Source organism: Actinomadura sp. KC216, assembly GCF_004348535.1.
Taxonomy (GTDB): domain Bacteria; phylum Actinomycetota; class Actinomycetes; order Streptosporangiales; family Streptosporangiaceae; genus Spirillospora.
In genome coordinates this window covers 1-20,912 of the sequence record NZ_SMJX01000018.1, presented here as the reverse complement: position 1 = coordinate 20,912, position 20,912 = coordinate 1, and the positions used below count along the sequence as shown (strand labels likewise).

Annotated in this window: 20 protein-coding genes and 1 riboswitch; of the genes, 6 read left to right on the top strand and 14 right to left on the bottom strand. The window is 72.2% G+C overall.

The features are described 5' to 3' along the window. Positions 1-92: 92 nt before the first annotated feature. Entirely contained in the window at positions 93-317 is a 225-nt protein-coding gene (locus E1264_RS05410) for a hypothetical protein (RefSeq protein ID WP_132170167.1), read from the bottom strand. Between the two features lie 370 nt (positions 318-687). Here E1264_RS05410 and E1264_RS05405 point away from each other — a divergent pair, with 370 nt between their 5' ends. From E1264_RS05405 to E1264_RS05395, 3 genes are all read left to right on the top strand, one after another. After that, a complete protein-coding gene (locus tag E1264_RS05405; RefSeq protein WP_132170165.1) occupies positions 688-1,128 on the top strand; it encodes a hypothetical protein in 441 nt (146 codons plus the stop codon). Positions 1,129-1,209: 81 nt separating this feature from the next. Continuing rightward, on the top strand, positions 1,210-2,328 hold the full coding sequence (locus tag E1264_RS05400) for a cysteine synthase family protein (RefSeq protein ID WP_207935728.1): 1,119 nt from the start codon (positions 1,210-1,212) through the stop codon (positions 2,326-2,328). A gap of 4 nt (positions 2,329-2,332) precedes the next feature. Beyond that, the gene (locus E1264_RS05395; RefSeq protein WP_132170164.1) at positions 2,333-3,568 is read left to right on the top strand and encodes an MFS transporter; all 1,236 of its coding nucleotides are present in this window, start codon (positions 2,333-2,335) and stop codon (positions 3,566-3,568) included. A gap of 199 nt (positions 3,569-3,767) precedes the next feature. On the opposite strand, the gene E1264_RS05390 is transcribed toward E1264_RS05395, so the two are convergent. The 5 genes from E1264_RS05390 to E1264_RS05370 all read right to left on the bottom strand — a co-directional run bounded on the left by E1264_RS05390 (position 3,768) and on the right by E1264_RS05370 (position 8,528). Beyond that, the gene (locus tag E1264_RS05390; RefSeq protein ID WP_132170163.1) at positions 3,768-4,811 is read right to left on the bottom strand and encodes an NlpC/P60 family protein; all 1,044 of its coding nucleotides are present in this window, start codon (positions 4,809-4,811) and stop codon (positions 3,768-3,770) included. A 2-nt stretch (positions 4,812-4,813) separates the two neighbouring features. Further along, positions 4,814-4,963, bottom strand: a riboswitch (cyclic di-AMP (ydaO/yuaA leader). A gap of 104 nt (positions 4,964-5,067) precedes the next feature. Next, complete coding sequence (locus E1264_RS05385; protein ID WP_132170162.1) at positions 5,068-6,003, bottom strand: M56 family metallopeptidase; 936 nt, start codon at positions 6,001-6,003, stop codon at positions 5,068-5,070. A 4-nt stretch (positions 6,004-6,007) separates the two neighbouring features. Beyond that, entirely contained in the window at positions 6,008-6,403 is a 396-nt protein-coding gene (locus tag E1264_RS05380) for a BlaI/MecI/CopY family transcriptional regulator (protein ID WP_132170161.1), read from the bottom strand. 338 nt (positions 6,404-6,741) lie between these two features. Next, on the bottom strand, positions 6,742-7,398 hold the full coding sequence (locus tag E1264_RS05375; RefSeq protein ID WP_132170160.1) for a response regulator transcription factor: 657 nt from the start codon (positions 7,396-7,398) through the stop codon (positions 6,742-6,744). Then, on the bottom strand, positions 7,395-8,528 hold the full coding sequence (locus E1264_RS05370) for a histidine kinase (protein WP_207935727.1): 1,134 nt from the start codon (positions 8,526-8,528) through the stop codon (positions 7,395-7,397). The genes E1264_RS05375 and E1264_RS05370 overlap by 4 nt, the downstream gene beginning before the upstream one ends. A gap of 242 nt (positions 8,529-8,770) precedes the next feature. Here E1264_RS05370 and E1264_RS05365 point away from each other — a divergent pair, with 242 nt between their 5' ends. Both E1264_RS05365 and E1264_RS05360 read left to right on the top strand, forming a co-directional pair. Continuing rightward, the gene (locus E1264_RS05365) at positions 8,771-9,475 is read left to right on the top strand and encodes an ABC transporter ATP-binding protein (RefSeq protein WP_132170158.1); all 705 of its coding nucleotides are present in this window, start codon (positions 8,771-8,773) and stop codon (positions 9,473-9,475) included. Beyond that, complete coding sequence (locus E1264_RS05360) at positions 9,475-11,457, top strand: FtsX-like permease family protein (protein WP_347813364.1); 1,983 nt, start codon at positions 9,475-9,477, stop codon at positions 11,455-11,457. Before E1264_RS05365 ends, E1264_RS05360 begins: the two co-directional genes overlap by 1 nt. An 85-nt stretch (positions 11,458-11,542) precedes the next feature. On the opposite strand, the gene E1264_RS05355 is transcribed toward E1264_RS05360, so the two are convergent. Together E1264_RS05355 and E1264_RS05350 are read right to left on the bottom strand one after the other, a co-directional pair. After that, the gene (locus tag E1264_RS05355) at positions 11,543-12,565 is read right to left on the bottom strand and encodes a hemolysin family protein (RefSeq protein ID WP_132170156.1); all 1,023 of its coding nucleotides are present in this window, start codon (positions 12,563-12,565) and stop codon (positions 11,543-11,545) included. Then, on the bottom strand, positions 12,562-13,971 hold the full coding sequence (locus tag E1264_RS05350; RefSeq protein ID WP_132170155.1) for a hemolysin family protein: 1,410 nt from the start codon (positions 13,969-13,971) through the stop codon (positions 12,562-12,564). The genes E1264_RS05355 and E1264_RS05350 overlap by 4 nt, the downstream gene beginning before the upstream one ends. 233 nt (positions 13,972-14,204) lie before the next feature. Between E1264_RS05350 and E1264_RS05345 the strand changes: the two genes are divergently transcribed. After that, positions 14,205-14,780: a TerD family protein gene (locus E1264_RS05345; protein ID WP_132170153.1), complete on the top strand. Its 576-nt coding sequence runs from the start codon at positions 14,205-14,207 to the stop codon at positions 14,778-14,780. Positions 14,781-14,982: 202 nt separating this feature from the next. On the opposite strand, the gene E1264_RS05340 is transcribed toward E1264_RS05345, so the two are convergent. The 6 genes from E1264_RS05340 to E1264_RS43105 form a co-directional block, all read right to left on the bottom strand. Beyond that, positions 14,983-15,825 (bottom strand): ABC transporter ATP-binding protein, encoded by an 843-nt coding sequence (locus E1264_RS05340; protein ID WP_132170151.1) that lies wholly within the window; start codon positions 15,823-15,825, stop codon positions 14,983-14,985. Then, the gene (locus E1264_RS05335; protein WP_243710764.1) at positions 15,822-16,916 is read right to left on the bottom strand and encodes an iron ABC transporter permease; all 1,095 of its coding nucleotides are present in this window, start codon (positions 16,914-16,916) and stop codon (positions 15,822-15,824) included. Before E1264_RS05335 ends, E1264_RS05340 begins: the two co-directional genes overlap by 4 nt. After that, positions 16,913-17,872 (bottom strand): ABC transporter substrate-binding protein, encoded by a 960-nt coding sequence (locus E1264_RS05330; RefSeq protein ID WP_207935726.1) that lies wholly within the window; start codon positions 17,870-17,872, stop codon positions 16,913-16,915. Before E1264_RS05330 ends, E1264_RS05335 begins: the two co-directional genes overlap by 4 nt. A gap of 22 nt (positions 17,873-17,894) precedes the next feature. Then, positions 17,895-19,139: a YcaO-like family protein gene (locus E1264_RS05325; protein WP_132170149.1), complete on the bottom strand. Its 1,245-nt coding sequence runs from the start codon at positions 19,137-19,139 to the stop codon at positions 17,895-17,897. Beyond that, positions 19,136-20,530: a YcaO-like family protein gene (locus E1264_RS05320; protein ID WP_132170147.1), complete on the bottom strand. Its 1,395-nt coding sequence runs from the start codon at positions 20,528-20,530 to the stop codon at positions 19,136-19,138. The genes E1264_RS05325 and E1264_RS05320 overlap by 4 nt, the downstream gene beginning before the upstream one ends. Next, positions 20,527-20,912, bottom strand: a 386-nt coding sequence (locus E1264_RS43105; protein WP_207935725.1) for a hypothetical protein, incomplete at its 5' end; no start/stop codon positions are given. The genes E1264_RS05320 and E1264_RS43105, both read right to left, overlap by 4 nt.

The following is a 20,912-nucleotide window of genomic DNA, read 5'->3' as shown; positions in this document are numbered from 1 at the left end:
GTGGGCGCCGCGGTCAGCGAAAGAAGAACTGACGTATTGGGGTGCCGAGGGCTGCGTCGGGCTTCTTCCAGGCCGCGGCACGGTTCCCCGGGTCAGCAGGTGGGGCGATAGGCCGCGGTCTTGACGTGGTCATTCCACTCGTCGCGCTCCAGTCCGCGGTCGACCATCGCGCAGGCCCTTTGGAATGCCCTGGTGGTCGAGGCGGTGAAGCTGGTCAGATCCCAAAGCTGGACGAGCGGTTGATCGCCGCCGAGGAGGTGGGGAACCTCGTCGTTCCGAACTCGGGCCCGGCCACGCGCTCGACCGCCGTCGGCCACCTGACCATCCTCCTATGCATTGTAGGAGATGGTGGGCAAGTCCTTGATCGCCGCAGTCGGCCGGATCGACGGCGTGCGAGGCAGGCGTGGTCGTCACGCGTCAGGCTGCGAAGGAACCGCCGGTCCGTGAACGACGCTGATCCCTGCACCCTTCCGGCTGCGGGTCGTGAATAGCGCGCCGTCAGGGCGCCGATGTGGTCGGTTCGAGTGAGGATCTCTACATCCGAAAAGCGGGATTCATGGATGATCTTTCCATCACTCCGTGACCTGGCAGGTTGTGCACCTTCTGGATGGTTTTAATAAACATTGAAAATCGCTCACTCCGACTTGCTGGAGTGGAATGGATTTCCGGGGCTAGCATCACGGGATTGTGGAACTCGCGACACGACCTGGGCGGAGTCGCAGGCGCCTCGACGGGCGCCTGTTCGGCTTCCTGATCGTCGCGGTCTTCCTCGCCTACGGCTCGCCATGCGTGCCGCTGGGGCACTGCCACGGCGAGCATGTGGTTTCCAGCGCCGCGGATCGTCCAGAGCCGCTGGTGAGCGCGGTGGCCTGCCTGTTCTCCGGGGTGAAGGCGGTAGCCGAAGCGTGCCATGTGGATCCGCCGCATGGCGTGATGCCCGACTCGCAAGCCAACGGCCCGCTCGTTTCCGCGCCCGCCCTTGTGGCGGATGTCCCTCTCGTCGCCGTGGAGTTGAGCCCGCACAGGGGAATTCTGCCCCTGCCGGGCGAGCCATTAGACGGCTTCGGCCTGGCGGGGTGCCGCACCGGTGCCGCCGCCCTGGCCACGCTCTGCATTCTCCGAACCTGATCAGTCGCGCGCGCCGACACCTCATGTCGGCGCATACATGCCCCATGTCATGCTTCGCGACTGAAAAGGATCGTCCAGCCCATGAAGCCGACACGTCGTGTCCGCGTGCCCCAAATCCTGGATGTCATCGGCGAAACGCCCGTCGTTGGCCTGCGCAATCTCACGAACGCCGACGAGGCGCAACTCGTCGTCAAGCTCGAAAACGCCAACCCCGCGGGCAGCCTCAAGGACCGGCCCGCCTGGTACATCGTCGAGCACGCCGAACGGACCGGGCGGTTGCGCCCGGGCGGAACGCTCATCGAGTCCTCGTCGGGGAACTTCTCCATCGCGCTCGCGATGATCGGCGCCTCCCGCGGCTACCGGGTGGTGGCCGTCGTGGACCCGAAGATCACCCCCACCAACCGCGGCCTGCTGGAGGCGTTCGGCGCGGAGATCATCGTCGTGGACGAACCCGACGACTCCGGCTCCTACCACAAGACGCGCATCGAGCTGGCGAACCGGCTGCACCGCCAGACACCGGGCTCCTTCCGTCCGGACCAGTGCTTCAACCCGCTCAACAGCCAGGCGCACTACAACGCCACCGCCCGCGAACTGCTCGCGCAGACCCGCAACCTGGCCGCGGTGGTCTGCACCGTCTCCACCGGAGGCCAGCTCGGCGGCATCGCCCGGGCGGTCAAGGAGCACGCACCGCATGTCGAGGTGATCGGCGTCGACGTGTACGGCTCCACCGTCTTCGGCGGTGAACCGCGCCCGTACCTGACTCCGGGGGTGGGGTTGAGCTGGACTCCGTCCAACCTGCCGGACCTGTCGCTGCTGGACGAGGTGTACATGGTCACCGACCAGGACGCCTTCCAGGCATGCCGCACCCTGGTGCGCTCGGAGGGGCTGCTCGCCGGCGTGTCCACCGGCGCGGCCCTCACCGTCGCACTCGCCAAGGCGATGCGGGCCAAGCCGAAACAACAGGTGGCCTTCCTCGCCGCAGACCGCGGCGAGCGATATCTGGCCACCGCGTTCAGCGACGACTGGTTGAAAGAACACGGTCTCAGCGCCACCGCCGACCCGGAAGACCTGCGGGAACGCGCTCGGCACCTCACCGCGCACTCCACCCGGCCGGCCGAGGAATGCGCGAACTACCTGCCGGACCTGGCCGCCGAACTGGGCTCTCCCACGCTCGTGCTGGCCCGCTCAGAGTGGCGGTGAAGCGATGCTGACGCTTCTCCGTGAACGCCCGTTCCGGCGACTGTGGCTGAGCTACTCCGCCTCGGCCGCCGCGACCGCGATGATGCCGACGGCGCTGACCCTCGCCGTCCTGGACGGACCCCACGGCCTGTCCGCGCTCGGTCTCGTCCTCGGGGCGCGGACGCTCGGGTTCGTCGCCGGGTCCCTACCCGGCGGGGTCATCGCCGACCGCTACCCGCGCACACGGGTGCTGGCGGTCTCCAGCGCCGTCCGAGGCGGCGCGACGGCGGTCGTGGGCCTCGCCGCGGGCCTTCCCGTCCTGGCCGTCTGCGTCGCGATCGGCTGCGCGGGCGCGGGCGAGGGCACCTTCCGCAGCGCCTACCAGGCCCTCGTCGCCGACCACGTCGGCAAGGACCGGCTCCAGGAGGCCAACGCCGCCACCACCCTCAGCCTTCGGATCTGGCTGGTCGGCGGACCCACCGCGGCGGTGGCGCTGTACGCCGAGTTCGGCCGGGGCGTCAGCCTCACGGCCGCGGCCGCGCTGTGGTTCGGCTCCGCGCTGCTCGCCGCCGCCGTCCCGGCGAAGGGCACCGCGACATCACCGGAGGCGAACACCGGCATGCTGACCGAGTTCCGCCAGGGACTGGTCGAAGCGCGCCGTCACCGCTGGTTCCTCGCGGGCCTTGCCGCGCTGATCGCCTGGCTCGCCCTCGGCGAGGCGGCCAAGTACGTGATGCTGCCCGTGGTGAGCCAGGAGAAGTTCGGCTCCACCGCGCTCATCGGCCTCGCCCTCGGCGGCTACTCGGCCGGAGCGATCGTCGGCGCGATGCTGATGAGCCGGTGGCGGCCGCGGCGCGTCGGCATCCCCGCCATGATCATGCTGGGGAGCTACGGGCTCGTCCCGCTCTCCCTCGCCTACGCCTCCCACAGCTGGATGATCATCGCAGCCTGCGCCATCGGAGGGATCGGGATCGAGGTCTTCAACATCCCCTGGTTCACCGCGATCCAGCGCGAAGTGCCCGGCCGTCTGCAGGCCCGGATCTCATCGCTGGACTTCCTGGTCTCCTACGGGATGAGCCCGGTCGGCTTCGCGCTCATCCCGCCCTTGGTGAGTGCCGCCGGAGCCCAGAGCGTCCTCACCATTGCGGGCCTCCTTGTCATGGGCAGCGCACTCGCCACCCTGCTCGTCCCAGGCATGACCAGGTTCAGTGATCCGAACAACAGGGAAACGGAGCGGCCCATGGTGGCTGCCGCCGGATAGCCACCGGCGCAGGCGGCCGATCCTGGCCCGGTGGGCGCGGTGAGAGTGCCGCGCCCACCGGCTGGGCTCGGTGGTCGGCCACTCGCGATCCTCCGGTTGTAGAGGCACCCGTGGCGCCGAGCACGAGCTGCCCAGGGCGCGTCCCCGTCACCGGGGGCGGGTGACGGGGACGCGGGACTGTGGGCGGTCGCGGCGTTGGTCAGGCGACGCGGACGCCCCCGGCGAACGGCCGGCCGGAGATCGAGCTGATCTTGACGACGTCGCCGGTCTGCGGGGCGTGCACCATCGTGCCGCCGCCGATGTACAGGCCCATGTGGTGCAGGTCGCTGTGGAAGAAGACCAGGTCGCCGGGCCTGAGCCGGCTCTGCGAGACGCGGGTCCCGGCGGTGAACTGGCTGCCGGTGTAGTGGGGGAGGCTGATGCCGACCTGGGCGTAGGCGTAGAGCGTCAGCCCTGAGCAGTCGAAGCCCTTGATGTTGGCGCCCTGCGCGGTGCCGTAGGTCGGGCCGGACGCGCTTCCACCGCCCCACGAGTACGGGACGCCGCGCTGGCTCAAGGCGGCCCGGACCGCGCCCATGGCCTTGGCCGAGGCGCCGCCTGGATCGACGTTCACGGCCGGACCCGCGCCGGTGCGAGCGCCTGGACCGAAGCCCAGCTTGGCCTCGACCTTCTTCAGCTTGGTCTGCAGTTCCTTGCGCTTTCTGTTCGCCTCGTCGGTGAGTTCGCGGACCTGGCGCGTCCGGGCTTCGGCGGACTTGCGGGCGTGCTCCGCCGCCTGCATCGTCTGCAGCAACTGGGCGACGCGCGTGCTCTCCTGGCGGGCGAAGTAGTTGAGGGTGGCCGACTTGTCCAGGACGGCCTGCGGGTCACCAGAGGAGGCGAACGCGACCGCCGGGTCCACCGGACCGTTCTTGTAGCTGTCGGCGGCGAGCCTGACGATGTGGGCCCGGGCCTCGTCGAGGGCCTTCTGCTGGCGCGCGGCGTTGCCTTGGGCCACCTTGGCGGCACGCTGGGCCTGCGCCAGACGAACCCGCAGCCCGTTGTACTGCTCGCTGAGCTTCTCCGCGTCGTCGGCGAGCTTCTTTTGTCGCGCGGTGAGTTCCCTGCGGGTGGGCTGCGGCTCGGCCCGGGCCGGCGCGGGAGACACGAGACTCGCGGACAGGGCGATCGACGCTGCCCAGGCCGTGGCCGTGACGATCCGGCGGCGGGCCGACGTGCGGTGTCCGGCAGCTCGTCGCTGCATGCGTTTCCTCTCCTGTGCCGCCTACCGGGTGAGCTGCCGGGTTCGGGCCGGAGTCGCCCTACCGCTCGCGGGAGCGGATTCACCCCAGGTGGAGAAACGGTTCCCCGGTTCCCCGGACCACGTTGGCCCGGGAGATTCGGCGCGGCCGCCGCCGTCCCCGGCGGGGACGCGTCGCGCCGACCTCCTACAGAGCGTAGGAGATAACAGCCTCATTCGCCACCCAAGTGGTCGATTACGACAAACAGCCCCAGCAGTCTCAGCAGATGTGGGACAGCTCCGCGATCGTCGCGGTCGCGACCGCGAGCGGGGCGGCGACGGCGAGCGTGACGAAGACGGAAGCGACCGCCCTGCCGGCCCGGCGCGGTCCCCCCACCTCGGCGGCCTCCAGCCGCCTTACGCGCTCCGCCAACGCCTCCGTGGACGGGCCCGCGGCGCCGAGAGCGCCGGCGACGCCCGGTGTCGCGGCGAACCGGCGCAGGGCGTCGACCAGCGTTCCCCTGCCGCACTCCCGCGCCGCCGCGTCGTCGGCCGCCATCTCCAGCAGCAGCGGAAGGCTCCTCTTCGCTCGCCGGACGGTGGGCGGCCACGGCAGGAGTGCGTGAGCGGCATCGAGCGTGAGCAGCAGCGTGTGATGACGCTGGCGCAGGTGAGCTCGCTCATGGACGAGGACCGCGTCGAACTCCTCAGCGCTGAGGACGTCCTGCGTGCCGGTGCTGACCACGATCGCGTGCCGCCGCGAAGGGAGCGAGTAGGCCACGGGAACGGGGTGATCGAGGACGAGAACGTCCGCATGCCGCTCGTGCTCTGTGGCGACGAGCCGGAGCATCTCCCGATGTCGGCGCCGGCGCCGCACCGCACGCCGGAGCCGGGGCAGGCCGCGCGCCAGCCTGGAACCGCAGGCCGTCAGCAGGGCCAGGCTGGCGGCCGCCGCCATGATGATCGCCCCGTCCCGGTGATGCGGCAGGCAGTTGCGCAACCACTCCAGCAGGCCGTGGCCGGGCGCCGGCGGCGCCAGCAACGCCACCACGACGACTCCGAGAACAGCGATGAAAGTGCCGGCCAGCGCCGCGACCCAGCACGCGATGGCGATCCCCGGATGCGCGGCCGGACGCCCGACCCGATCGAGGGCCGGCCCCGCCAGGCAGCCCAGCAAGACCCCGGTGGAGATCAGGCTGATCACGAGGTAGATCACGCCGTCACCCGTCCTCGGCGCCGGACGTGCGGCGGCGCAGGGCGTCCAGCAGGTGACGCGCGTCCTCCGGCGGGACGCTCTCGGCGAACCGGGCGAGGATGCTCCCGTGATCGGGAGACTCGGTGAGCGCGTCGAGCATCAGCTCGACCGCGTACTCCTCCCGCGCGCGCGTGGGTGAATAGCGGAAGGCCAACCCGTCCTGGGTGCGCTGCAGCAGTCCCTTCTGCGCCAGCCGCTCGGCGACGGTCTGGACGGTGTTGTAAGCGAGCGCCTTGTCACTGTTCTCATTCAGCTTCGCCAGCAGCTCACGAACCCGAAGCGGACCGGGCGCCTCCCAGAGCACGTCCATGATGGACCGCTCAAGCGATCCACCCAATCCGGCCACGTAGCCCACCTCCATCCCGCAGACATTGTGCCGGAGAACCCGCTCTCTCAGGGACGCTCTCAATGGTGGTACTGGTGGACGACGGCGTGCCCCTTGCCCCGTCCGATCATCCAGCGGTTCAGCGGCGTCGTGGCGCTCAGTTCCGCGGCGGGCGATCCCGGCGATCCCCGAACTGCGCGGATAGCCCTGGACCGCCTGGCGGGACCGGTCGACCCGTGCCTGGTTGACCCTGGCCAGGGCCACCCGCCGTTGGGCGCTGCAATGAGCTCTGCGGCCAGCCGGTCGCAGAACCCGCCGGAGGCGGGAGCCGTTGCGGTGAACGCGTCTCGCTTGTGCGAGGGGCGCGGGGCGAGTCAGTCGAGCAGACCTGCTTGGTGAGCAAGGATTGCGGCTTGGACGCGGTTGGTAAGGGACAGTTTGGTCAGGATCCGGCTGACGTGGGTTTTGGCTGTCGCCTCGCTCATGTGCAGGCTGGTGGCGATGTCGGTGTTGGAGAGGCCGTTGCCCAGTGCGATGAGCACTTCGCGTTCTTTTGTGGTCAGGACTTTCAGGCGGTGTTCGGCCTGGGTCCGTCCCGATGCCGCCTTGGTGAAGTGCTGGAGCAGGCGCCGGGTCACTTTGGGGGAGAGCATCGCCTCGCCGCGCGCCGCGCTGCGGACCGCGGTGATCATGTCGCCGGCCGTCGCGTCCTTGAGCAGGAAGCCGACCGCTCCGTGGGCCAGCGCGGTCCGGACGTACTCGTCGAGGTCGAAGGTGGTCAGGACGACCACGCTCGGCGGGCGGGGCGACCGCACGAGGCGTTCGGTGGCGGTCAGGCCGTCGGCGCGGGGCATCCGGATGTCCATGAGCACGACGTCGGGGTGCAGGCTCTGGGCCATGGTCACCGCTTCGGCCCCGTCGCCGGCCTCGCCGACCACGGTGATGTCCGGGGCCGACTCCATGATGGTGCGCAGCATGGACCGCACCATCCACTCGTCGTCGGCGATCAGCACCCGGACCGGTTCGCTCATGAGGCGTGCTGCCGTGCCAGGGGGACCTCGGCGGTGATGTCGAACCCGCCCTCGGCCGTCGGCCGTGCGGTCAGCTCGCCGCCCACCAGCCGGACCCGCTCGGCGACGCCGAGCAGGCCGTGCCCGCCGGCGGGCAGCTCGGCGCGGCCGGCGCTCGGCGCGCGGCCGTTGGTCACGCGCACGTGAAGGGCGTCGTGCGTGTGGTGGACGCGGACGTGGGTCGGCGCGGTGGCGGCATGCTTGTGCACGTTGGTCAGGGCCTCCTGGACGACACGGTAGGCGGCGTGCTCGACGAGCGCGGGCAGCGCGGTGTCGCAGTCGTCGACCATCTCCAAGGTGACCGGCATACCGAGACGGCGGGACGCCTCGACCAGGTCGCCGAGATCGGCCAGGGTCGGCTGCGGCGCGAGCGGCATGGCGTTGTCGCCGTCGGCGCGCAGGACCTCCACCAGCGAACGCAGTTCGTCCAGTGTCTCGCGTCCGATGACGCCGATCTGCGTGCCGATGGCGGTGGCGTCCTGGTCCCGCGCCACCTCCAGCGCGGTGGCGTGCAGCACCATCAGCGACACCCGGTGCGTGACCACGTCGTGCATGTCCCGGGCGATCTGTGCCCGTTCGGCGGTGCGCGCCTGCAGAACCCGCTGGTGCTGCTCGCGTTCGGCGCGCTCCGCCCGTTCGCGCATCCTGGCGATCAGCTCGCTCTGAGCGCCGACATAGAGCCCGAGCAGGGCGGGGAGCCCGCAGATCACGGCGGCGATCGACGTCGCGGCGTCGGCGCCGGCGGCCCGCCAGATCGGGATGCCGATCACCAGCACCGTTGCCGCCAGCACGCCGATCCGCGCCGCGCGCTGTGATCGCGTACGCTGCGACGCCATCTGCCGCGCCAGGGTGTACTGCGCGACCATGACGGCCACGTAGGCCGACAGCACCACCCAGCCGGCCAGAGCGGCCAGGACGAACAGCACCGGGTGGAGCCGGCGCCACCAGGCGGCGGCGCCCACCGCCAGACCCAGCGGGAGCGCGATCCACAGCGCGGGCCGCCAATCGAAGTAGGTGATCCCGACCTCGCCCATGGAACGGCCGGACCCGCCGTCACCGGACGGCGTGCTCGCCGCGAGGGCGATGGCCACCACAGCGTCGATGACCCGATGACGCCGTCCCCGGACCGCGGCCCAGGCCGTCGCCCACCCCGCCGCGGCGCGCCGAACGGCTGGTCTTGGCGGCCTCATGAGTCGCACGCTATCCGCGCCGCGCCCCCAGGGCATCGATAGAAAGTTGTACTCGGGCCCGGGAAGAACTCCGACTTTCCGCCGAGCCGGCAGACCGACAATGGCGGATGCCCCGGTCACCGTGGGCCGGTGAGGCTGTTCCCATGCCGTCGCAGACCACGCACACCCAGGCTCCGCTGCTCTCCGGGACCGACCTTACGAAGGGTTACGGGCGCACCACCGCGTTGCGTCATGCCTCGCTCGCGGTCGACCGCGGTGAGTCGGTCGCCGTGATGGGTCCGAGCGGATCGGGCAAGTCCACGCTGCTCTACTGCCTTTCCGGCGTCGTGATACCTGACGGCGGGGAAGTGCTGTTCGACGGCGTCCGGGTCGATGAACTCCCCGAGGCCCGGCGCACCGATCTGCGGCGGTCGGACTTCGGCTTCGTCTTCCAGTTCCCCGGCCTGCTGCCGGAACTGCCGGCGGCCGAGAACGCGGCGCTGCCGCTGATGCTGGAGGGTGTCGGCCGTCGAGACGCGGTCGCCCGGGCGCGGGAGCTGTTCCCGACGCTCGGTCTTGAGGGCCTGGAGCGGCGGCGTCCGGGCGAGCTGTCGGGCGGCGAGGCCCAGCGCGTCGGGATCGCCCGCGCGCTGGTGCTCGAACCGGCGGTCGTGTTCGCCGACGAGCCGACGGGCTCGCTCGACACACGGACCGGCGACGAGGTCATGTCCCTGCTGGTGTCGACGGTACGCGACCGGCGCGCGGCGCTGGTGCTGGTCACCCATGACGAGCGGGTGGCCGAGCGCTGCGACCGGATCGTCCACGTCGTGGACGGCCGGACCGTGACCGAGCCGAGGACGGCGCGGTGATGGGTGGGTTGTGGCTGCGCCTGCTGCGCGGCGGCGGGCGGTCCGCTCGTCTTGAGGTCGGCCTTCCTCTGGTGGCGGGCGCCGTCATCACCTTGGTCCTCCTGCTGTTGCTCGGGTTGCAGCAGGGCCTGGACAACAGGGCGGAGCGGACGGCGTGGCGGACCCCCGAGGCGGCGACGAACGAGCCGACCGCGATCCAGTCGGGCTTCACCGACTACGTCGAGGAGCGTCCGCTCGCGGTCGTCGAACTGGCCGCCTTGGGTCAGGACCCGCCCGCTGTACCGGGCATGGGCAGGTTCCCGGCGCCGGGTGAGGTGTGGGCCTCTCCACGGCTGGCCGAGCTGATGGCGGACCTGCCGGCCGACCGGCTCGCCGGCAGGTTCCCCGGCCCGGTCACCGCCGAACTCTCCCGGGACACCCTGGAGCGTCCGGACGAACTCGTCGCGGTGATCGGCCGGCGTCCGGCCGATCCCTCGATGCGCGACCGGCGGCCGCGGCATCAGTGGAACGCGGTCTCGTCGGTGACGCCGACCAGGATCGACGGATGGTCGGCCACCCCGGATCTCTACCAGACCACCTACCGGGACATCGCGCTGCTCGCCGTCGTCCTGACCGCGCTTCCGCTCGCCGGACTGGGCGGCCTGGCCTCCCGGCTGATGGCGGGACGCCGGCAGCGGCGGCTGGCCACCCTGCGGCTGCTGGGCGCCCGCACCTCGCAGGTGGTCCGGCTGACCATCGCCGAACTGGCGACGTTCGCGGGCATCGGGGCGGTGTTCGGGGCCGTCCTGCACCGGGTCCTCGTGCCGCTGACCGCCCGGGTGCCCATCAAGGGCGGGGAATGGTTTCCCGCGGACGTGCGGCCGGGGGTGCCGCTCACCCTCGTCACCGTGGCCGCGGTGGTGGGCGTGCTGACATTGGGCGCCCTGACCGGGCTCCGGGCGGCGGTCCGCGACCCGCTGGCCACCTACCGCCGAGCTCGCCCCGACCCTGCGCGCGTGCGGCTGTGGTCCGTGGTGTTCATCGGCGCGGCGGTCGCGCTGTTCTGGCTGCGCAGCAGCAACCCCTTCGTCGGCGTCGCCTTCACCGCCGTGGTGATCCTGGGCTGGGGCCTGGTGTCGACGGGACCGTGGATCGTCGCGGGACTCGGCAGGCTGCTGGCCTGGCGCGCCCGCCGTCCGGCGACCTTCCTCGCCGGACGGCGCCTGTCGGACAGCCCGCGCAGCGCCTGGCGGACGGTCGGGGGCCTGACACTGGCCTGCTTCATCGCCGGGTTCGTCGCCATCAGCCTCCCGGCCGGGCTCGGCAACGCCGGCGCCTACGCCTCCCGGACCGAGCGGCCCGAGGCCGTCGTCCCCGCCGCCTCCCTGGACGCCGCCGTCCGCAAAGCCGAGGCCGTGCTGCGAGCCGAGGGCATCCGCGCCGACGTCGAGACGGCCGCGGCGCCGTCCTGGCTCGAGGAGAGCGAGTGGGCCACGCTCTCCCTGGACACGCGAGGCCCCGAAACGGAACGGGACCGCGCCCGTACCGCGATGATCGAGAACGGCCTCTGGGGTCCGGAGATGAGCCTGGCCGAGGATCTTCCGAACATGTGGCTCCTGCGGGACGGGGTCGTCATGGGCTTCCTGGTGCTCCCGACCGCGGTCCTGGTCGCGCTCGCCTCGATGATCATCGGCGCGGTCGCGCGCATCTTCGATCAACGGGACACCTTCATCGCGCTCAGGCTGGCCGGCACCCCCCAGGCGGTCCTGCTCGCGGCGCAGCGCCGCGAGATGATCCTGCCGTCGGTCCTGCTCGGCGGTGTCGCCGCGATCGCGGGACTGGCGAGCGGCGCGACGCTCGGTTCGGCCGGCCTGCTCAACCCCTACAGCGCCGGCGTCTTCACCGGCCTCCTCGCGCTCGGCGCGAGCGCACTGCTGCTCGCCGACCGCACCGCGCGCCCCGTCCTGGAACGCGTCGGCGCCGATCTCTCCGAACGCGAATAGGGAGGTCACGAAGGTCGGCGGCGTGCCATCGCCCGCCCCCACGACCGCTCGCGAAACGGCCGTCGGAACAGGAGTTACCGCTGCATCAGGGTGCGGGCGCGGGCGTGGCGGGCCGGGGGAACAGGCGCCGCAGGACGTCGGTGATGGTGACGACACCCATGACCTGGCCGTCCTTGGCCACGAGGGTGAGTTGTTCGCCGGTCTCACGCATGCGCGCCAGCGCGGTGTAGACCGGGGTGTCCGCCGGAAGGAGGAGAACGGGACGGGCCAGGTGGGCGATTCCGGACGTCTCATGTCGGGTCAGCGTGTCGCGGACGTGCACCACGCCCCATGCGGTGCCGGGCCCGGTCACCAGGATGCGCAGGTGCCCGGATGCTCGGCTGGCCGCCTGGACATCGGCCACGGTCGCCTCGGGGGCGACCGATGTCGGTGTGGAGCCGCGTTCGACCAGGTCGCCGATGCGCAGGTTGCGCAGGTCCAGCGCCTCGGACAGTTGTGCGGAGTAGGCCGCGTCCAGCGCTCCGACGTTGGCGGAGTGCTCGACCAGATGGCGCAGGGCGTCGGGGTCCTGGCCCGAGCCGACCTGGTCGGCCGCCTGGACGCCGACCCTGCGCAGGCACCAGTTGGCCGACTCGTTCAGGACCCGCAGCAGCGGACGGGTCAGCCACATGAAGCCGCGCATCGGCAGGGCCAGCATCGTGGCCGATCGCTCCGGGTGGGCGATGGCCCATGACTTGGGCGCCATCTCGCCGATCACCAGGTGCAGGAATGTGACGATCACCAGCGCGAGCACGAACGCCGCCGGGTCGGCCAGCCACAGCGGCGCGCCCCAGGACTTCAGCAGCGGGGTGAGCCAGTGGTGGACGGCCGGTTTGGTGAGCGCCCCCAGGGCCAGCGTGCAGAAGGTGATGCCCAGTTGCGCCCCGGCCAGCAGCAGCGTCAGCTCGGAGGCGCTACGCAAGGCCGCCCGCGCCGAGCGGCTGGACGGCGCGGCGTCCTCCAGACGGTGCCGCTTGGCCGCGATGAGAGCGAATTCCACGGCGACGAAGAACGCGCTCAGCGCGATGATGGCGGCGGTGGCGGCAAGGACCGCCCACGGATCGCTCATCGGCCCGTCCCCTCGCCGTCGTCCGTGGTCTCGCCGCCGCCCGGGTCCTCGGCGGCCTCGCCGGACGTCACCACTTGGACCCGTACCGAGGACGGCACATGGTGGTCGCCGATCTCCAGGACCTTGAGACGCAGGAGCCGTCTGGGCGGATGGTCGGTGTGCGCGAGGTCGGCGGGCTCGGTCGGCAGCTCGACATCGAGTTCGGCTCCCACCTCGGGCAGTGCCCCGTAGGCGGCGATCACCAGTCCGGCGATGGTCTCGTAGTCGCCTTCGGGCAGCCGGTGGTCGATGACGTGTTCGACCTCGTCGATGTGGAAGCCGCCGGGGATGGCCCAGGCGTCTCCGGTCCGGGTCGCTCCGGGTTCCGCGGCGACGTCGTGCTCGTCGGTGATCTCGCCGATCAGCTCCTCGGCCAGGTCCTCCAACGTCACGATGCCGACGAAGCCGCCGAACTCGTCCACGACGCAGGCCAGCTGGTCGCGGTCGCCGGTGAGCCGGTCCAGGGCCGCGGGCAGTGCCATCAGCGTCGGCAGCAGGGTGGCGGGTCGCATGATCGAGGCGATGGGTGCGGTGGGGTCGGGTGCGGTGAGCACATCGTCCAGGTGAGCCACCCCGGCGACGCGGTCGGACTCGTCCAGCACCGGGTAGCGGGAGTGGCCCGTGCTCATCAGCTCCCTGACCTCGTCGACGGTCGTGGCGGCATCGACGGCGCCGACGCGCGTGCGGGGGATCATCGCGTGTTCGACGTCGCGACGCGGGAAGTCCAGGATGCGGTCCAGCAGGATCGACAGATCCGGCGGCAGGTCCCCGCTACGGCGCGACTCGGTCACGATGTGCGCCAGGTCGCGCTCGCTGGCCGCATGCTCCACATCGTGCACCGGCTCGATGCGCAACAGCCGCAGCAGCAGATTCGACGCCTGGTCGAAAACCCAGATCAGCCACCCGAGCGCCTTGAGATAGACCAGCGTCGACCGCGACAGCCACCGCGCGACCGGTCCAGGACGGGCGATCGCCAGATTCTTGGGGAACAGCTCGCCGAACAGCATCTGCACCAACGTCGAGAACACCAGCGCGAGCGCCGTGCCGACCGCGATCCCGGTGCCCTCGGGCACCCCGGCGCCGCCGATCAGGTCACCGAAGGCCTCGCCGATCAGCGGCTCGGCGACGTACCCCACCAGGAGTCCGGTCACCGTGATGCCCAGCTGCGCGCCCGACAGCATGAACGAGGTGCGCCGTGTCACCGCCAGCGCCCGCGCGGCGCCCCGGTCACCGCTCCCGGCGCTCGCGGCCAGCCCGGACCGGTCGACGGCCATGAAAGCGAATTCCTGCGCGACGAAGTATCCCGTCAACGCGGTGATCAGCAGGACGACCACGACCCCGGCGAGCAAGGACAGTGCGGTGATCAAAGCCGTCCCGCCCCGTAATCGTCAGCGGAGCGGTCGGCGGATCGGTGGCGGTCCATTGGCCTCTCTGGTCGGATGGATCATCACTCCCAACGACAAATCACCTGGTCAGGTTCCCAGTCATCGGCAAGGGACTCGTGGACGGCGGCGTGGCGTGTCCTGAGCGCCCAACCCGGCGCGACGACCACCCGGCGCCTGCTACAACTGTAGTAAAAGATCCGCGAGAGGAGCATTTCATGGGTGTCAGCCTGTCCAAGGGCGGCAACGTGTCACTGACCAAGGAGGCCCCGGGCCTGACGGCGATCACGGTGGGCCTGGGCTGGGACGTGCGCACGACCACCGGGACCGACTTCGACCTGGATGCCAGCGCGCTGCTGCTGAACGAAGCGGGCAAGGTCCCCTCTGACCAGCACTTCGTGTTCTTCAACAACCTGCGCAGCCCGGACGGTGCGGTCGAGCACACCGGTGACAACCTCACCGGGGAGGGTGAGGGCGACGACGAGCAGATCAAGGTGAACTTGGCGTCGGTGCCCGCCGAGATCGACCGCGTCACCTTCCCGGTGTCGATCCACGACGCCGACTCCCGCGGGCAGAGTTTCGGGCAGGTCCGCAACGCCTTCATCCGCGTGGTCAACCAGGCCGACAACTCCGAACTCGCCCGCTACGACCTCACCGAGGACGCCTCCACCGAGACGGCCATGGTGTTCGGCGAGCTGTACCGCAGCGGCGCCGAATGGAAGTTCCGCGCCGTCGGCCAGGGATACGCCTCCGGCCTCTCGGGGGTGGTGAAGGACTTCGGCGTCAACGCCTGACGGCCGTCCGCGTGGACGGGGCCGCCCGGCCCCGTCCACGCGCCCCGGTCCGCGGACCATCCTCGGGAATCCACGCTGCGGTTTCGTGATCGGCGCCCGGCCCGGTCGTTGCGGGCCGGTGCCGGGCGGCACGCAGTGGCGGTCAGCGCCCTTCACGCGGGCCCGCCGGTTGAGGCGCGCCCGCGTGTTCCGCAGTCGGTGATCATGGTGCGGGCGGTCCGGGCCTCCCGATCGTCCGGGTGCTCGCGTGGGTCTGGGCGGTGACGGCCGGCGTGGTGGGCTGGTCGTGGAGGCGGACGGCGATCCGGGGCAGGCCGTCGGGGCCCAGGGTGATGTCGGCGTCGACCTGGTAGACGGTGCGGAGCAGGTCGGCGGTGACCACGTCGGCGGGGGAGCCGTCGGCGACGATGCGGCCCTCGTCGAGCACGACGAGGCGATGGCAGGCCGCGGCGGCCAGTTGCAGGTCGTGCAGGGCGATGAGGACGGTGACGCCGAGGCCCCGCAGGAGCCGGAGCAGTTCGACCTGGTGGTGAAGGTCGAGGTGGTTGGTGGGTTCGTCCAGGATGAGCAGGCGCGGTTGCTGGACCAGCGCCCGGGCGAGCTGGACGCGCTGGCGTTCCCCGCCGGACAGGGTGGCCATGGAGCGGTGTGCGAGGTCGGCGATGTCGCAGCGGCGCATGGCGCCGTCGATGAGGCGGTGCTCGGCGGGCGACAGTCCGCCCAGGGGGCCCTGGTGGGGGATGCGGCCGAGGGCGACGATCTGCTCGACGGTGTTCTCCAGGTCGGCGGGGGCGTCCTGGGTGAGGACGGCGACCTTGCGGGCGACGGCGCGGGCCGGTGTGCGCCACACGTCGGCGCCGTCGACGCGGACGGTGCCGGTGTCGGGGCGCAGGCTGCGGTAGACGCAGCGCAGCAGGCTGGACTTGCCGCTGCCGTTGGGGCCGAGGAGCCCGGCGATCTGGCCGGGCGGCACGTGCAGGGTGATGTCCGACAGGCGGGCGGGGGCCCAGCTCAGGCCGTCGATCTCCACGGAGACGGGGGTCATCGCCACCTCCGGTGGTCCGCGCGGCGCAGCAGGACGAGGAAGAACGGCGCGCCGAGCACGGCGGTGATCACTCCGATCGGGATCTCGTCGGGCTGGTTGAGCATGCGGGCGCCGACGTCCACCCAGACCAGCAGGATCGCGCCGGTCAGGGCGGCCAGCGGCAGGACGCGGCGGTTGTCGCCGCCGACCACCAGGCGGACCGCGTGCGGGACCATCAGGGCGACGAAGCCGATGCCGCCGCTGACGGCCACGACGGCGCCGATGACCAGGGCGCAGCCGATGATCAGCCGCCGCCGGACACGGTCGACCTCCAGGCCGAGGCTGGTGGCGCCCTCCTCGCCGAGGACGAGCGCGTTCAGCCGCCCGCTCTGCGTCCAGAACCACAGGGCGCCCGCGATGACGACGGCGATCGGGACGCCGATGTCGCGCCACTGGGTGCCGCCGAGCCCGCCGAGCATCCAGAACATCGCCGAGCGGACGTCCTTTTCCGGGGAGGTCAGCACCAGGTAGTGGGTGATGGCCTCGGTGAACGCGGCGACCGCGACCCCGGCGAGGATGAGCCGGGTCGGCGCGAGCAGCCCGCGGCCGCCGGCCAGCAGCATGACCAGGGAGAACGTCGCCATCGCGCCGAGGAAGGCGGCGACCGGGAGGGAGAGCGTCCCGAACGGGGCGAGGCCGGCGATGATGACCAGGACCGCGCCGAAGGAGGCGCCCGAGCTGGCGCCGATGAGGTAGGGGTCGGCGAGCGGGTTGCGCAGCACCGCCTGGAGCACGGTGCCCACGGCCGCCAGCCCGGCGCCGACGGCGGCGCCGAGCAGCACCCGCGGCAGCCGGATGTCCAGCACGATCACCGAGCGCGGTCCGGTGGGGGCCGTGTCCACCAGGCCGGGCAGGTAGCGGTGGCCGATCACCTGGGCGACGTCGCCGAAGGGGATGGACACCGGCCCCAGCCCGACGGCCGCGATCATCGACAGCGCCAGGACGGCCGTCAGGCCGCCGACCAGGGCGGGCAGCGCGGCGCGCCGGACCGCCGGTGGCCGGGGGGCCTGGTGCCGCGGGCCCCGCCGGGCGTCGGGGGCCTTGACCGTCACCGGGCGAGCCCCTCGGTGAGGGTCTTCAGCGCGCGTCCACTGCGTACGCCCGGCTGGGTGTCGTTGACCGGGACGATGATGAAGCGGTTCTCCTTGACCGCGGTCACGTTCTTGATGGGGCCGTAGGTCTTCATCCAGGCGATGGCCTTGTCGGCAGGCTCGAACGCCTGGTCCTCGACGAGGATGGCGTCGGGGTTCCGCTTGACGACCTCCTCCCAGCTCACCTGCTTGAAGGAGGTGACCTCGGGGAAGATTCCGGTGCCGCCGGCGCGGCGGATCAGGTCGTCGACCAGCGCCGAGGAGCCGGCCGTGGTGGGCTTCTCCTTGCCGCCCGCGTAGTCGAAGACCTTCGGGGCCCCCGGGACCGCCTTGACGGCGTTGATCTCGCCTTGGAGTTTGGTCACCAGGGCTTCGCCGCGGTCCTGGACGCCGAACACCTTGGCGAGCGCGCGCACGTCGGCGTAAACGTCCTCGATCTTGGCCTTGTGGCCGGGGCAGTTGGCCGACAGCAGGTAGGTGTTGACGCCCTCCTTGCGCAGGACGGCACGGTCGCCCATGGCCTTGGGGCCGTAGTCGTCGGGATAGCCGCTGACCACGAGGTCGGGGTCGGCCGCGTAGACGACCTCCTTGGACGGCGGCGGGAACGCGCTCTCGGCGATGACCTTGACGCCCCGCAGATCGTCGGCGTACTCGGGGACGATGTCCTTGGCGGCCACGGTGCCCGCCAGCCTGTCGCGAAGGCCGAGCGCCAGCAGGACCTCGGTGGCCGGTGTGCTGGAGGCGACCACCCGCTGGGGCGCGGCGGCGAAGGTGTAGTCGGCGCCGCAGTTGCGGGCGGTGACCGGCGCGGAGGAGGCGGCGGCGTTCGTGCCGTCCGCGCCGCCGCACCCGGTCACCAGCGGGGTCATCAGCAGGACGGCCACGGCGGCGGGCGCGAAGGAGGCGATTTTCCTCATCGGGGGTTTCCTTCTCTGTTGCTCAGACATGGGGGATCGGCAGCCGTTCGGGGTCGGCGGGCAGGGGTTCGGCGCCGTCTCCGAGGAAGGGGAAGGCGGCGGGGCCGGTGGAGCGCAGCCCCGGTACGACGACGCGGGCGACGGCGAGGCCGAGCCGCTCCAGGTCGGGAGGGGTGAGGTCGACGGTCACGATCGGCAGGCCGCGGGCGGCCAGTGCGGCGTCGAGGTCGATCCGCCCGGGCAGCCACCGGCCGCCGGGCCGCCCGCCGGTCAGCCGTGCGACGACCCGTCCGGCGATCCGGCGATCGGCCAGCAGTTGCAGGGTGCAGACCAGGTCGGTGGCGTCGGACAGGTCGGGCCGGTACGCGTCCGCGTAGCGCCGGTCGTCGCGGTGGGGTTTGAGCACCCCGGACCATTCGGGAATCCCGTCGATCACCGCGTCGAGCGTGTCCAGCGACACCAGCGCCTCGGCGGCCGCCTTCGCCCCAGCGGCGGCGACCGGGTCATCGGCGTCCGGGACGAGGGCGCAGCCCGCGCCCAACCTGTCGCCGTCACGCTGCGCGACGCACAGGACGACCGGTGCGCCCAGCAGGTTCGGCACCTGGAACCAGCGGAGCCGCACACCGTCCGGGACGGGCAACGGCGGTGCCGCCAGCGGGGGGAACGCCCGGCGCCCGTGCCAGGCGGTGGCCAGCGCGTGCCGTTCGACCACCTCGGCGAGAGCGGCCGAGCGGGCGGCCTCCAGGGTCGGCCCGGCGGCGATGCCCGCCGCCACCGGCAGGTGCGCCGGACGCCCGCCGATCTCGGCGTGCTCGCCGGGGGCCAGCCATACCAGCGACGCCGGGACCAGGCAGCCGGTGCCGGCGGCGGTCCGGCCGGCGACCCAGCCGGTCGGGGCGTCGCGGGACAGCCCGGCGAACGGAAACCCGGGCCGCTCGTGCTGGCCGGACGAGTACAGCGCCAGCGCCGAGGGATCGACGGCGTCGGGCCCGAGCCGGCGCCAGGTGGAGCGCACCAGGCGTCCGGGTGAAACCAGATGGCCCGCGTAGCGTTCGGCGGCCTCGCCCAGCGCGCGGCGGGCGGCCTCGTCCGGGCTCGTCCACGAGGTGCCGCCGACCACCGGGTTGCCGAGCGGCAGCGCGAACGCGCCGGTGGCGGCGAGCTCGGCGGTCGCCGTGTGCAGCACGCCGTGGCTGCGGCCGGTGTCGAGGGCCCGCACCGGCCCGCAGCGCGGGTCCAGCAGCGGGTCCGGCAGCGCGGCGCTCATGTGTGCGGAAGCGGGACGAGGTTGATCTCGTCCTCGCGGATCGGGTCCCGCCGCAGGCCGAGACCGACCGGATCGGTGTACAGCCGCGTGCCGCCGAGGAAGGGGAACGCGGCGGGAGCGTTCGAGTACGCGCCGGGCACCACCACGCGCGCCGCGCGGAATCCGGCGGCGGCCGCGTCGGGGGTGGTCACGTCCACCGCGTGGGCGGTCAGGCCGGCGGCGGCGAGCCTTTCGAGGTACACGTCGTACGGGTCGCCGGCGGGTGACGGCAGGTCCTCCAGGCCGATGGGCGCGTGATCGCCGGTGATGGGTTCCAGGTGCGGGCGCATCCGGGGGTCCAGCCAGATTTGGCTGTGGCAGCCCAGGTCGGTCACGTCCCGGTAGTCGGCGCGGTAGGAGTCGGCGTACCGGCGGTCGGCCCGGTGCGGGTGGAAGAACTCGATCGGGATGGTGCCCTCGCGCGCGGACGTCCAGATGTCGCCGTCCGGATCGAGCAGACCGAGCGCGTAGCGGCGCAGCGTGACCGCCTCGGCCAGCGCCTTGTGCACGGCGGCGGCCGGGTCGGGCCGCGCCGCCACCCCGAACACCGCCAGCTCGTGCTCGGGGTCCTCCAGCAGGACGCCGAGGACGGCGACGTCGAACACGGTCGGCAGCGCCACGACCCGGTACCGGCACGGCCCGCGCGCACCGGCCGCCCGCGCCCAGCCCGGCCCGGCCTCGGGGTCGGGGGTCAGGATCGGGGCGAGGCGCGGATGGTCGACGTGGACGGGACGGGCGGGCAGCCGGTTCGCCCACCAGATGACGGTGGCGTCGCGCTCGATGACCTCTTCGAGGGCGGCGGTGCGGGCCATCCGGTCGCCGGTGCCCGCGGCGATCCCGGCGAGCATCACGAAGTTGGTGACGGGCTCGTCCGTCCGGGGCGGCTGGTGGTAGTTGATGTAGACGAGCGAGGCGGGCACCCACACCGGCTCCTGGGACGGCAGCGTCACGCCCCGTGTCCACAGCACCGGCAGGTCGCCGGTGAAGGGGGTGAACGGGCAGCCGGGGTCGGCGTACTGGTCCGCCGAGTACAGCGCGAGACCGGCCGGGTCCACCGCGTTCTCGCCCGCCGCGACCAGCTCGCGGTGAGCGGCCCGGCGCAGGCCGGCGGGCACGAAGTTGCCGCAGTACCGCTCCACCGCCTCGCCGATGGAGCGGAGCCGGGCGCGGCCCGGGTCGCCGAACGCGGTGCCGGTGGAGACCCGGTCGGCGGGCCAGGGCAGCAGGCTCACGATGTCGGCGACATGGGTGGCGCACACGTCCAGGCCGCGGGGCCACCAGGGCTCGGGGCCGACGTGCAGGATCTGGGTGATCACACCGGTGCGCGGGTCGACCAGCGCTTCGGGATTCATCGTGGCTCCTCGGCGGCGGGCTGCGGCAGGCGCAGCGGGCCGTGCTCGATCTCGTACCGGGCGGCCTCGCGCGGGGCCGGGCGGCGCGGGACGCGACCGGCGGTCAGCTCGACGTGCAGGCGGTCGGCGGCGGGCAGCTCGGCCGCGAGCGGCGGCAGCAGCAACTCGGCCCGGCCGATGCCCTCGGGTAAGGCGGCGGTGCCGTCGCCGAGGCGGACGCGGACACCGTCGGCCCGCTCGTGGACGAGGGTGGCCACCAGCTGCACGGGCCGTCCGGCGCGGACGGTCACGGCCAGCCGGGCCGAGCCGTGCCAGCGCAGCGGGCACTTGGCGGTCAGCCGGACGACGTCGTCCCGGCCGGCGACGGCGGCCAGGTCGGCCG